Consider the following 12417-nt stretch of genomic DNA (forward strand, 5'->3'; position numbering starts at 1 on the left):
TCTAGCGGCTGCCGAAGTCGAAGACGTAGAAGAGGAGGACCACCGGCCCCCGCTCGCGCGTCTCCGCCAGGCCGACGGCGGCCTCGAAGGTGTGCCGGAGCCGGAAGTCGGGGGCGCGGTCGCCCACCCCGATCGCAGGTACAGCGGTCACCGGACCTCCTCGGGTCAGGTCAGCGGGTGCAGCGGCGGCGGGTCGGTGACCCGCGCGGTGATCGCGCCCAGCAGCTCGGTCTCCAGCCGCACCTCGTCGCCCGGCCGCAGCCACGGGTACTCGTCGGAGCCGTGCACGGTGGACAGCTCCAGGATGCAGCCGGTGCCCACCGTGCCGCTGCCGATGACGTCGCCGGTCCGCACCTCGGTGCCGCGCGAGGCGTAGGCGATCATCTGGCCGAAGCTCCAGTACAGGTCGGCGGCGTTGCCCTTGCTGTAGATCTGGCCGTTCACCGACGCCTGCATCTGCAGGTCGAACGACCGGCCCCGCCGTCGGGGCTCGAGCTCGTCGGGGGTGACCAGCCACGGCCCGAGGCTGGTCGCGGTGTCCTTGCCCTTGACCGGGCCCATGCTGTGCCGGACCTCCTGGGCCTGCAGGTCCCGGGCGCTCCAGTCGCAGAACAGCAGGTAGCCGGCGATGTGCCGCTCGGCCTCCTCGGGGGTGAGGTTGGCCCCCGTCCGCCCGATGACCGCGCCGAACTCCAGCTCGAAGTCGAAGTCCGTGCAGCCGGGCGGCAGCGGCACGTCGTCGCGGGCCCCGCGGATCGCCGCCGGGTTCTGGAAGTAGAAGACCGGCCGCTGGTACCAGTCGGGGTCCATCTGCAGGCCGTTGGCCTCCCGGTAGGTCCGGACGTGGGTCTCGAAGGCGTAGAAGTCGCGGACCGACGGCGGCACCGGGATCGGCGCGCGCAGCCGGGCCTCGGCCTCGGGGACGACGTCGAGCGGGTCGGCCTGCGCCTGCTCGGACGACCGGGCCAGCAGCTCGCCGTCGTCGCCGAGCAGGTCGAGCAGGCGGGTCGCCGTGCGCAGCCCGTGCAGGGCGCCGTCCACGAGCACCGCCGGGTGCTCCTGGCCGTCGGACGGCGACACGTAGGTGGTCCAGCGCACGGGGGTTCCTCCTCGAGGGGATCGGGGTCAGACGAGTGCGGAGCCGGAGCCCGCGAACAGGTCGCGGGGCGGCGGGGGGACGGCGGCCGGCGGGTCCTCCAGGCCCTCGAGCAGGTGGCCCAGCCGCCGCTGCTTGGTCCGCAGGTAGACGAGGTTCTCCGGGTTCGGCGCGGTCAGCAGCGGCTCGCGGGCCACGACCTCCAGCCCGTAGCCGGCCAGCCCGCCGTACTTGGCCGGGTTGTTGGTCAGCAGCCGCAGCCGGCGGGCGCCGAGGTCGACGAGGACCTGCGCCCCGACGCCGTACTCGCGGCTGTCGACCGGGACGCCGAGGTCGAGGTTGGCGTCCACGGTGTCCCGCCCGGCGTCCTGCAGGTCGTAGGCGCGCAGCTTGTGCCCCAGGCCGATCCCCCGGCCCTCGTGCCCGCGCAGGTAGACGACCGCCCCGCGGCCGGCCGCGGCGACCCGGGCCATCGCCGCCTCCAGCTGCGGGCCGCAGTCGCAGCGCAGGGACCGGAAGATGTCGCCGGTCAGGCACTCGCTGTGCACCCGCACGAGGAGCTCCTCGTCGCCGGCGACGTCCCCGAGGGTGAAGGCCGCGTGTTCGGTGCCGTCGAGCACCGACCGGTAGCTGACGCACCGGAACTCGCCCCACGGCGTCGGCACGCGGGCCTCCCCGGTCCGCTCCACCAGCGCGTCGACCCGCCGGCGGTACGCGATCAGGTCGGCGACGGTGATGATCGGCAGGCCGTGGGCGGCGGCGAAGCGGAACAGGTCGGGACGGCGGGCCATCGTGCCGTCGTCGTTGACCACCTCGCAGATCACCCCGGCCGGCTCGAGCCCGGCCAGCCGCGCCAGGTCGACCGCCGCCTCGGTGTGCCCGGCCCGCTTGAGGACGCCGCCGTCCCGGGCGCGCAGCGGGAAGACGTGGCCGGACCGGTTGAACGCGGCCGCGCCCACGGCCGGGTCGGCCAGCGCGCGGACGGTCGCCGCGCGGTCGGCCGCCGAGATGCCCGTCGTCGTCCCGGCCGCGAGGTCCACGGTGTGGGTGAACGCCGTCCGGTGCGACTCGGTGTTGCGGTCGCCCACCATGAGCGGCAGGTCGAGCCGGTCGCACCGCTCCCCGGTCAGCGCCACGCAGACCACACCGGAGCCGTGGCGGACCATGAACGCCATGTCCGGCGGGCGGACGTGCGCGGCGGCCATGACCAGGTCGCCCTCGTCCTCCCGGTCCTCGTCGTCGACCACCACGACCATGCCGCCGTCGGCGATCTCCTGCACCGCCAGCTCGACCGGGTCGAACCGCGGCCCTCCGGTGCCCGGCCCCGCGTCGTCCACGTCAGGCCTCGTAGGGGGTCATCTCGTCGAGCGCGGGCTTGACGTGCTCCATGAACAGCTCCAGCTGCCGCACGACGCTCTCGGCCGGCTGCTGCGCCCAGTGGTAGATGAGCACGACGTACTCGGCCGGCAGCTGCCGCCACAGCTCCACGTACTGGTCGCGGACCTGCTCGGGGGTGCCGACCACCCACAGCCCGGAGTTGACGACGGAGTCCACCGGGTTGGCCGGGTCGAACTTCATCGGGGTCGTGCCGGCGTAGAGGTCGCGGAAGATGTCGACGTCGTACTCGGCGACCATGCGGCGCGCCTCGTCCTCGGTCTCGGCCATCTGCCCCCAGCGCACCAGCGCCTGGTTCTGCCCCAGCGCGTAGTCCCGCCCGGCCGCGGCCGCGGCGTCGACGTAGGCCGCCCCGAACTCGGCCGCCCGCTCGATCTTCGAGAAGTAGGTCGGGATGAACCCGCGCGGGCCGCAGTACTCGATCGTCTCCTTGCTGGCGTTGCTGGAGATGAAGACCGGCGGGTAGGGCTTCTGCAGCGGGCTCGGGACGACGCTGACCCGGCGGATCCGGTTGTGCTCGTCCATCTCGCCGGGCGCGCCGAGCTCGCGGGTCGCCGTCATCGTCCAGTCGACGCCCTCGTCGTAGGGGTAGGGCACCTGCCAGCGGCCCTTGGCCTCGACGCTGTCCTGGGTCCAGGACTGGAGCACCAGCTCGACGTTCTCCTCGAAGATCTCCCGGTTGATCTGGTCGTCGGAGATCCGGGCGGCCTTCGTGGCCTCGTCGAGCTCGGCCATCTTCTCCTGGTTGCCCGACGGCGACAGCGTCGCCCGGGTGCCCAGGTGCTGGCCGAGGACGTTGGTCCAGCGCGCCTGGTAGCCGCGGGAGAACCCGCAGAAGGAGCGGCCGCCGGCCAGGTGGTCGATCACCGCGACGTCCTCGGCCACGCGGAACGGGTTCTGCGCGCTCATCGTGTAGCCGAGCTGGCCGACCCGGATCCGCGTGGTGATCGCCGCCCAGTAGGCGTCGAGCAGGCCGGGGTTGGGGCCGACCTCGTAGCCCTCGCTGTGGAAGTGGTGCTCGATCGAGGAGATGCCCCACAGGCCCAGCTCGTCGGCCGCCCGCACGATCGTCGGCATCTCGCGGATCAGCGCCTGGTACCGCTCGCTGTCGCGGCCCAGGGGCCGCTGCTCGATGCGCTCCTCGCGGGACGCGGCCACCTGGGGGTAGAGCTGCAGGATCACTTTCACCATGGCCGCCGGCCTCCACTCGTCGTCGCAGCCTGTGGGGTGGATCACCCCGCATCGGCCAGGGACGCTACGGAGGACGGCGGGGCCTGACTGCTGAGGTCCCGACAGTGTCTGCCCGGTTCCCTTTGTGGCTGCGCACAAGCCGGTCGGGCCCGGGACCGCTCGATACTCGACGCCCACGACGGCCCGCCCGGGTCGGCCCGGACGGGAGGAGACCCCCTTTGCCGATCGACGAGCTCGAGGGCCTGCCCGTGGCCTGGACACCCCCGCCGGGCGCCTTCGCGGACTCGCCCGCCGGGCGGATGGCGGCCCGGCACGGAATCGCCGACCCCGAGGAGTTCGTCGCCCGGGCCGCGGCCGACCCCGAGTGGTACTGGGCCGCGGGGATGGCCGACCTCGGCATCCCGTGGATGCGCCCGTACGAGGCCGTGCTCGACCTCTCGGCGGGCGTGGAGCACCCACGGTTCTTCCCCGGCGGGCAGCTCAACTGGGCCGACTTCGCCGTCGACCGGTGGGTGCGGGAGGGGCGCGGCGCGGCCCGCGCCGTCTGGTGGGAGGGGGACGACGGCGCCACCCGCACGCTCACCTACGCCGAGCTCAAGGCGGAGGTGGACGCGGCCGCCGGCGCCCTGCGCGACGCCGGCGTCGGCACCGGCGACGTCGTGGCGCTGCTGCTGCCGATGGTGCCCGAGGCCATCGTCACCGTGCTGGCCGCGGCGAAGACCGGCGCCGTGGTCGTGCCGTTGTTCAGCGGCTACGGGCCGGCCGCGGTGCGCGCGCGGCTGGAGGACTCCGGCGCCGCGGTGCTGGTCACCTGCGACGCCGTGCCGCGCCGCGGCCGGCCGGTGCCGCTCAAGCAGGTCGCCGACGACGCGGTGCGGGACCTCCCGGGCCTGCGGACCGTCCTCGTGGTGCGCCGCCTCGGCGTCGACGTCGCGATGACGCCGGGCCGCGACCGGTGGTGGCACGAGGCGTGCGCCGCCGCCGAGCCGGTGACGCACGCCGAGCCCATGGACGCCGACGCGCCCTGCCTGCTGCTCTACACCTCCGGCAGCACCGGCCGGCCCAAGGGCTGCGTGCACACCCACGCCGGCCTGCCGTTCAAGGTGGCGCTGGAGGCCCGGCACGCCATGGGCGTCGACGAGACCGCGGCGGTGCTGTGGCTGACCGACATGGGCTGGGTCATGGGCTCGTTCGTCATCGCCGCCGCGCTGGGCAACGGCGGTACCGCCGTCTTCTTCGAGGGCGTGCCGGACTGGCCCGAGCCCGACCGGCTCTGGGCGGTCGCCGAGCGCAGCCGCACCACCGTGCTGGGCATCTCCCCCACCGTCGTCCGCGCGCTGATGGTCCACGGCGACTCCTGGCCCGACCGGCACGACCTGCCCGACCTGCGGGCCATCGGGTCCACCGGGGAGCCCTGGAACGCCGGCCCGTGGCACTGGTGCGCCGAGCACGTCGGCAAGGGCCGCGCGCCGATCGTCAACATCTCCGGCGGCACCGAGATCGGCGGGTCGCTGGTGTGCGGCTCGACGTTCCTGCCGGTCAAGCCGACGGCGTTCGCCGGGCCCACCCTCGGCGTCCGCGCCGACGTCGTCGACGAGCGGGGCCGGTCGGTGCGCGGGGAGATCGGCGAGCTCGTCGTCCGCTCGGTGTGGCCGGGCATGACCCGGGGCTTCTGGCGCGACGAGCAGCGCTACCTCGAGACGTACTGGCAGCGCTTCCCCGGCGTCTGGCACCACGGCGACCTCGCCTACGTCGACGCCGACGGCCACTGGTACCTGCTGGGCCGCTCCGACGACACGATCAAGGTCGCCGGCAAGCGGCTGGGCCCGGCGGAGGTGGAGTCGCTGCTGGTCGCCGACGAGCGGGTGGTGGAGGCCGCCGCGGTCGGGGTCCCGGACGACGTGAAGGGCGAGGCGCTGGTCTGCTTCGTCGTGCTGCACGACGGGGTGGACGCCGACGCCGCCGTCCCGGCGCTGCGGGAGGCGCTGGCCGCGGCCCTGGGCCGGGCGATGGCCCCGCGCGCGGTGCACGCGGTCGATGCGCTGCCCAAGACCCGCAACGGGAAGGTCCTGCGCCGCGTCGCCCGCGCCTCCTACCTCGGGACGCCGACGGGCGACCTCTCCTCGATGGAGGACCTCACCGTCCTCGACCGGTGGCCGCGCCCGGAGCGCACCCCGGTCGGGTGAGTCGCGCGCAGAAGACGGAAGGGGGGTTGCGGTGTCCGTAGAGTGGCGTGACCTGCGACACAGCGCTGTGGAGGTGGGATCCGTCGTGGTGCACCCGCCGCTCGCCGACGCCGACGTCCTCCTCGCCGGGGAGCCGGCCGCCGCCGAGCTGAGCTCGTGGCTGGACGCGATCGCCGAGATCACCCGCGCGGCCAACCGGGGCGCGCCCCTGGACGAGCTGCTCGACCTCATCGCCGGGACGACCGCGCGGCTGACCGGCTACGACTTCTGCGCGGTGTTCGTCGCCGACCACGAGCGGGAGGCGCTGATCATCCAGGGTTCCTACGGGCTGTCCCGGGAGTACATCGACGCCATCAACGCCCGGACGCCGATCCTGCTGCGCGCGTGCGACACCGGCGAGGGGCCCTCCAGCCGGGCCTTCCGCGCGCAGCGGCCGGTCACGGTGCTCGACATCTCCGCCGACGCGCCGTCCCGCTCGTGGGAGACCGTCGCCGCCCAGCAGGGGTACTCGTCGCTGCTGACGGTGCCGCTGGTCGTGGGGCAGGTCCCGTTCGGGCTGGTCAACTGCTACACGGTGGAGGAACACGACTTCTCCGCGCGCGAGATCATCCTCATGGAGAGCATGGCCAACCAGGCCGGCCTCGCCATCGAGACCACCCGCCGGCTGGCCGAGGCCCGGGAGCGGGCCGACCGGCTCGCCGCCGAGGCCGCGGGCCTGAGCGCGGAGCTCGACGCGCAGCGCCAGGCCGACGACGACCACCGGGAGCTGCTGCGGGTGGTGCTGCGCGGTGGCGGGCTCGCGGCCATCGCCGGGTCGGTCGCGGCGATGCTGCGCTGCGGCGTCGCGATCGACGACGCCGGCGGCCGGCTGCTGGCCTCGGCGTGCGGCGACGGCCGGCCGGGCTCCGGGCAGCGCCAGGTCGCCGCGGCGTACTCCCGGGCCCGCGCCCTCGTCGGCGAGGAGGTGGACGTCGAGGCGGTCACGGTGCCGCGGGAGGAGGGCCGCCCGGCGGGGTCCGAGGGGCTGGTGGTCCCCGTCGTCCTCGACGAGGAGACCGTGGGCCACCTGTGGGCGCTGCAGCCGCGGCGGCCGCTGGGTGCGGCGCAGCGGCGGGCGCTCACCCGGGCCGCCGCGGTCGTCGCGCTCGCCCTGCTCAAGGAGCGCACGGCCCAGGAGGTGGAGTGGCGGCTGTCCCGCGACTTCCTCGACGACCTGCTCGACCCCGGCACCCAGGCCCCCGACGCGCTGCACGCCCGGGCCCGCCAGCTGGGCGCCGACCTGTCCCGGCCGCACACGGTGCTGGTCATCCGGCGCGACCCCTCCCCGGACGCGACCGGCCCGGGCACGGAGGACCGCGCGGCCTCCGCCGAGCGGGCGCTGCTCTCCCTGGTGCAGCGGACCGGCGCCGCCTGGCGGGGGGCCACGCTCACCGCGACCCGCAGCGACCACGTCGTGGTGCTGTGGTGCGACTCGGAGGCCGACCGCTCGGCCCGGGACTTCGCCGAGCACCTGCGCCGGGAGATCCAGGCCTACGCCAGCGGCTGGACGGCGACCATCAGCGTGGGGCCGACCTGCACCGACGTCCACGAGTACGGCGACGCCTACCGGCTGACCTGCGGCGTGCTCGACCTCGTGCAGCACGCCGGGCGCGGCGACCGGGTGGTCTCCCTCGACACGATCGGCGCCTACCGGCTGCTGCTGCAGGTCAAGCGCCCGCGCGAGCTGCAGTCCTTCGCCGACTCGATGCTCGGCACCGTCCGGGAGTACGACCGGCAGCACCAGACCAGCCTGCGGGCGACCCTGGACTCCTACATGTCCCACCGGTGCAACGTCTCGGTCACCGCCAAGGCGCTGCACGTGCACCCGAACACCGTGGCCTACCGGCTGCGGCGGGTGGAGGAGCTGCTCGAGTGCGACCTCGGCGACCCGCAGGCGCTGCTGCACCTGCAGCTGGCCCTCATGGTCGAGTCCGTCCTCGGCGACCCCGCCTGAGCGGTCCGCGTCAGCGGGGGGCGAGCTGGGCGATGGCCCGGCGCACGCCCGCGACGTAGCCCTCCGTGGCGCTCCCGCCGTCCTGCACCGGGTGCGGGACGACGGCGACGGTCGCCGCGTCGGTCTCGTGCCAGGCCGCGAGCTGCTCCCGGCACCGCTCCGGCGGCCCGACCAGGCAGTACTCGTCGACCAGCCGGTCGGAGATCGCCGCCCGCAGGCCGACCTGGTCGTCGGCCGCGAACGCGGCGGCGATCGCCGCGGCCTCGGCCTCGTAGCCGGCCCGGGCCAGCGCGCTGTTGTAGCTGGACAGCCCGACCCAGTAGCCGAGCGAGGCCCGGGCGGCGTCCCGCGCGGCCGCGAGGTCGTCGGAGACGAAGGCGTGCACGGTGGCCTCCACCACCGGCGCGGGCCGGCCGGTGCGCTCCCCCGCGCGGGCGGTCGCCGCGGCCAGGGCGGCCAGTCCCGAGCGCGGGACCAGCCAGGCCATCACCCCGTCGGAGACCATCGCCCCGGCCTCGGCCATCTTCGGGCCGATCGCGGCGGTGTGCACCGGCACGGGGTGCTCCGGGAGCCGGAAGTCCAGCAGCTCCCCCTGGTAGACCTGCGGGGGCAGGTCCGGGTAACGCTCCCGGCCGCGACCCTCCAGCACCGCCTTGACGTCCCGCACGTAGGCCGGCAGGTCCTCGCTCGGCCGGCCCACCTCGACGCCGAGGGCGGCCAGCCGGACCTTGTGCCCCAGCCCGAGGCCCAGCACGAACCGGCCGCCGGAGAGGTCCGAGGCGGTCACCGCCATCTGCGCGGCGATGACGGGGTGGCGCAGGTAGCAGATCGCCACACAGCTGCCGACCCGGATGCGGCTGGTGCGCAGCAGCACGGCCAGGTCGATGGAGAGCGTGTCGGTCAGCGACTCGGTCGTGTAGAAGGCCGCGTAGCCGGCGTCCTCCGCCGCCCGGGCCAGCTCCACGATCTCGCAGGTGCGTGCGGGGACGAACGTGGGCAGCGCGACGCCGGTCTCGGCCATGCGGGTGGGGGGTCCTCCCTCGTGGGTGCACGACTCACAGCTGCAGGTACTGCTCCATCCAGCCGGGGTCGCGGCGCAGCGTCGCGGCGTCCCCCGAGTGCACGATCACGCCGGAGTCGATGACGTACACGCGGTCGGCGAGCTCGAGGGCCATCTGGCTGTTCTGCTCGACGAGCAGCACCCCGTGCCCCTCGTCGGCGATGCGGCGCAGGGTGGTGCCCATGTCGGCGGCGATGTTGGGCGCCAGCCCCTGGGTCACCTCGTCGACCAGCAGCAGGTTGCGGCCGCAGATCAGCGCGCGGCCCACGGCGACCATCTGCTGCTGGCCGCCCGACAGCCGGGAGGCGTCGCGGTCCAGGTGCGCCTCCAGCTGGGGGAACACCTGCAGCGCGCGGGCGATGGCCGCCTGCTGCTCGGGCTTGGGCACCCGGGAGCCCAGCGCGGCGAGCCGGAAGTTCTCCCGCACGGTGAGCCCGGGGAACATCCGGCGGTCCTCGGGGACGTAGCCGACCCCGTTCTGGGCGACGCTCTCGGCCGGCAGCCCGACGACGTCCCGGCCGGCGCAGCGGATCCGCCCGCCGCGGACGGTGACCAGTCCCATGATCGACTTCACCGTGGTGGTCTTGCCGGCGCCGTTGCGGCCGAGCAGCGCGACCAGCTCCCCGGGCTGGACGGTGAGCGAGACGCCCTGCAGCACGTGCGCCAGCCCGTAGTAGGCCTGGACGCCGTCGACCTCGAGCAGCGCGGGGCCGACGGCCTCCGCCCGCTCGGCGCGGCCGGCGCCCTGGGCGGTGCTCACCGGCTGCCCGTCAGGTAGACGGCCTGGACCTCGGGGTGGGTGCGCACCTCGTCCGGCGTCCCCTCGAAGAGCTTGCGGCCCTGGTGCAGGACGGTGATCCGGTCGGCGATCGAGAGGATCACGTCCATCTTGTGCTCGATCATCAGGATGGTCACGTCGCGGTTCAGCTCCTGCACCAGCTCGACGGTCGCGGCCGTCTCGGGTGGGCTCATCCCGGCCGTCGGCTCGTCGAGGAGGAGCAGCCGGGGCGAGGTGGCCAGCGCGATCGCGAGGTCGAGCCGGCGCTGGTCGCCGTGGGAGAGGTTGCTGGCGATGACGTCCCGGTCGGCGGCCAGGCCGATCCGCTCCAGCACCTCCTCGGTGCGCCGGACGACCGCCTTGATCCCGTCCGCCGGGCGCCAGAACACGTACGAGTGGGACGCCGCCTGGGCCGCGATCCGCACGTTCTCGAAGACGGTGAGCAGCGGGAAGACCGTGGTGATCTGGTAGGACTTCGCCAGCCCCTTGCGGGCCACCTTCGAGTACGGCATGCCGGTGATGTCCTCGCCGGCGAACCGCACCCGCCCGGCGCTGGGCCGGGTGTGCCCGGTGATCAGGTTGAACAGCGTCGTCTTGCCCGAGCCGTTCGGGCCGATGATCGCGTGCAGACTGCCCTCCGGGACCTCCAGCGAGACGTCGTCCACCGCGTGGATGCCGCCGAAGGAGCGGTCCAGCCCCTCGGCCTGCAGGACCAGGTCGCTCATGACGCCCTCCGTCTCCGCCGGAACAGGCCCGGCAGCGTCTGGGTGACCAGACCCCACAGCCCCTGCGGGAAGGCCAGGACGCACAGCACGAAGATCGCGCCGACGATCAGCTGCCAGGACGCGAACGTGCGGCTGAGGCTGCTCTCCAGGAGCAGGTAGACGACCGCGCCGAGGAAGGGCCCGAACAGCGACGACCGGCCGCCGAGGATCACCATGATCAGCACGACGCCGGACAGCAGCCAGTACGGCTGCAGGCCGACGAAGTTGTTGAGCATCGCGAACAGGCCGCCGGCCAGTCCTGCGACCGTGCCGGCGACGACGAAGGTGACCAGCTGGACCAGCCGGGTGTTGTAGCCGCACCCGCGGGCGCGCTCCTCGTTCTCCCGGATCGCCTGCAGGACGCGGCCCATCGGCGACTCGGTGTAGAGGATGAGCGCGGCGAAGACGACCAGCACGACCACCGCGGTGAACACGAAGAACGTGAGCGGCTCGCGCAGCGCGTTGAGCTCGATGCTCGCCCCCGGCAGCCACAGCGTCGAGACCGGGATGCCGGACAGGCCGTCGTCCCCGCGGGTGACGCTGTCCCACTGCAGCGCGATGAAGAAGCCGAGCTGGGCGAAGGCCAGCGTGAGCATCGAGAAGTACACCTCGGCGCGGCGCAGGCACACCGCGCCGACCAGCAGCGAGAGCACCGCCATGGCGAGCGCCGAGACCAGCAGCGCCAGCCACGCACTGGTGCTCACGTGCAGCAGCACCAGCCCGGCGGCGTAGCCGCCCCACGCGAAGGGCAGTGCGTGGCCGAAGGACACCAGGCCGCCGTAGCCGACGAGCAGGTTCAGGCCCGCCGCCCAGAGCCCGTAGACGAGCATGCCGATCGCCAGGCTCGGGTTCGGGACGGTGAACATGACGACCACCGCGAGGGCCACGAGCAGCACCAGCTGCCCCCAGGTCCAGCGCGCCGCCCCCGCACCGCGGGCCCGGGCGAGGGTGACCGCCGCCGCCCCGGCGTCCGGTGTGCCGTCCGAGGCGGACGTCCTCAGGTCGGTCATGTCGCCCCCAGCAGGCCGCGCGGCCGGAACGTCATCACCAGGATCATGAGCACGAACGGCACGATCCCGGCGTAGATGCTGGCGTAGAGCGTGGTCAGGGAGACCACGACGCCGATCAGCAGCCCGGCGGCGACGGCGCCCCAGAAGCTGCCCATGCCGCCGACCACCACGACGACGAACGCGAGGATGAGGATGTCCGCGCCCATCTCCGGGTAGACGCCGGTGATCGGGCCGGTGAGGACGCCCGCGATGCCGGCCACCGCGACGCCGAGGGCGAACACCAGGGTGCGGTAGCGGTCGAAGCGCACGCCCAGGGCCCGGATCATCACGTGGTCGCGGATGCCGGCGCGGACGACCAGCCCGACGTTGGTCCGCTGCAGGAACAGCCACAGCCCCGCGACGACGAGGCCGACGACGACCACGACGAACAGCAGGTACGCCGGGATGGGCCGGCCGAACCCCAGGGGGACCTGGAAGTCGAGCAGCCCCGGCGAGGGGACGCGGCGGCCACCGGAGCCGGCGATCAGCCGCACGCCCTCGATGAGGATGTAGGTCAGGCCGAAGGTGAGCAACAGGGCGTCGACCTGGTCGCGCCCGTACATCGGCTTGATGATCGTCCGCTCGAGCAGCGCGCCGAGCGCGGCCATCACGACCGGCACCAGGAGCAGCGCCGGCCAGATGCTGCCGGTCGCGGCGGCCAGGTACGAGGTGACGTAGGCGCCCACCATGTACAGGGCACCGTGGGCGAAGTTGATGAACTCCAGCAGCCCGAAGATGAGGTTCAGGCCGAGCGCGAGGAGCACGAGCAGCGCGCCGCTGACGAGCCCCAGCACGAGCTGGGAGAGCAACTGGTCCATGCGCCTCCTTCCGGGTGCGAGGTCTGCCGGGTGCGAGGTCTGCCGGGTGCGAGGTCTGCCGGGTGCGAGGTCGTCCGGACCGGCCGT

At 74.0% G+C, this 12417-nt stretch carries 11 protein-coding genes; 2 read left to right on the forward strand and 9 right to left on the reverse strand.

The genetic code is table 11. The features are described 5' to 3' along the window. Position 1 precedes the first annotated feature (1 nt). Genes ACI782_RS18830 through ACI782_RS18845 form a run of 4 tightly spaced genes read right to left on the reverse strand, consistent with a single transcriptional unit; the run spans position 2 to position 3682 of the window. Positions 2 to 151, reverse strand: coding sequence for a hypothetical protein (locus ACI782_RS18830; protein WP_456911606.1), 150 nt, complete (start codon positions 149 to 151; stop codon positions 2 to 4). Positions 152 to 165: 14 nt separating this feature from the next. Further along, positions 166 to 1098, reverse strand: coding sequence for a fumarylacetoacetate hydrolase family protein (locus ACI782_RS18835; protein ID WP_456911607.1), 933 nt, complete (start codon positions 1096 to 1098; stop codon positions 166 to 168). Between the two features lie 27 nt (positions 1099 to 1125). Continuing rightward, entirely contained in the window at positions 1126 to 2433 is a 1308-nt protein-coding gene (locus ACI782_RS18840; RefSeq protein WP_456911608.1) for a bifunctional 3,4-dihydroxy-2-butanone-4-phosphate synthase/GTP cyclohydrolase II, read from the reverse strand. A gap of 1 nt (position 2434) precedes the next feature. Continuing rightward, positions 2435 to 3682 (reverse strand): LLM class flavin-dependent oxidoreductase, encoded by a 1248-nt coding sequence (locus tag ACI782_RS18845; protein WP_456911609.1) that lies wholly within the window; start codon positions 3680 to 3682, stop codon positions 2435 to 2437. Positions 3683 to 3900: 218 nt separating this feature from the next. Here ACI782_RS18845 and ACI782_RS18850 point away from each other — a divergent pair, with 218 nt between their 5' ends. Both ACI782_RS18850 and ACI782_RS18855 read left to right on the forward strand, forming a co-directional pair. After that, positions 3901 to 5868: an AMP-binding protein gene (locus ACI782_RS18850; protein WP_456911610.1), complete on the forward strand. Its 1968-nt coding sequence runs from the start codon at positions 3901 to 3903 to the stop codon at positions 5866 to 5868. 85 nt (positions 5869 to 5953) lie between these two features. Beyond that, entirely contained in the window at positions 5954 to 7861 is a 1908-nt protein-coding gene (locus ACI782_RS18855; protein WP_456911611.1) for a helix-turn-helix domain-containing protein, read from the forward strand. A gap of 10 nt (positions 7862 to 7871) precedes the next feature. Here the strand turns inward: ACI782_RS18855 and ACI782_RS18860 are convergent, their stop codons facing one another. The 5 genes from ACI782_RS18860 to ACI782_RS18880 are packed head-to-tail and all read right to left on the reverse strand — an operon-like array spanning position 7872 to position 12330. Continuing rightward, positions 7872 to 8882 carry an LLM class flavin-dependent oxidoreductase gene (locus ACI782_RS18860; RefSeq protein WP_456911612.1) on the reverse strand — a complete coding sequence of 337 codons (1011 nt, stop codon included), beginning with the start codon at positions 8880 to 8882 and terminating at the stop codon, positions 7872 to 7874. A gap of 34 nt (positions 8883 to 8916) precedes the next feature. Further along, entirely contained in the window at positions 8917 to 9681 is a 765-nt protein-coding gene (locus ACI782_RS18865; RefSeq protein WP_456911613.1) for an ABC transporter ATP-binding protein, read from the reverse strand. Then, entirely contained in the window at positions 9678 to 10424 is a 747-nt protein-coding gene (locus tag ACI782_RS18870) for an ABC transporter ATP-binding protein (protein WP_456911614.1), read from the reverse strand. The genes ACI782_RS18865 and ACI782_RS18870 overlap by 4 nt, the downstream gene beginning before the upstream one ends. Next, entirely contained in the window at positions 10421 to 11473 is a 1053-nt protein-coding gene (locus ACI782_RS18875) for a branched-chain amino acid ABC transporter permease (protein WP_456911615.1), read from the reverse strand. The genes ACI782_RS18870 and ACI782_RS18875 overlap by 4 nt, the downstream gene beginning before the upstream one ends. Further along, positions 11470 to 12330 (reverse strand): branched-chain amino acid ABC transporter permease, encoded by an 861-nt coding sequence (locus ACI782_RS18880; protein ID WP_456911616.1) that lies wholly within the window; start codon positions 12328 to 12330, stop codon positions 11470 to 11472. The genes ACI782_RS18875 and ACI782_RS18880 overlap by 4 nt, the downstream gene beginning before the upstream one ends. Between the last annotated feature and the right edge of the window lie 87 nt (positions 12331 to 12417).

Source organism: Geodermatophilus sp. SYSU D00703 (assembly GCF_054050155.1).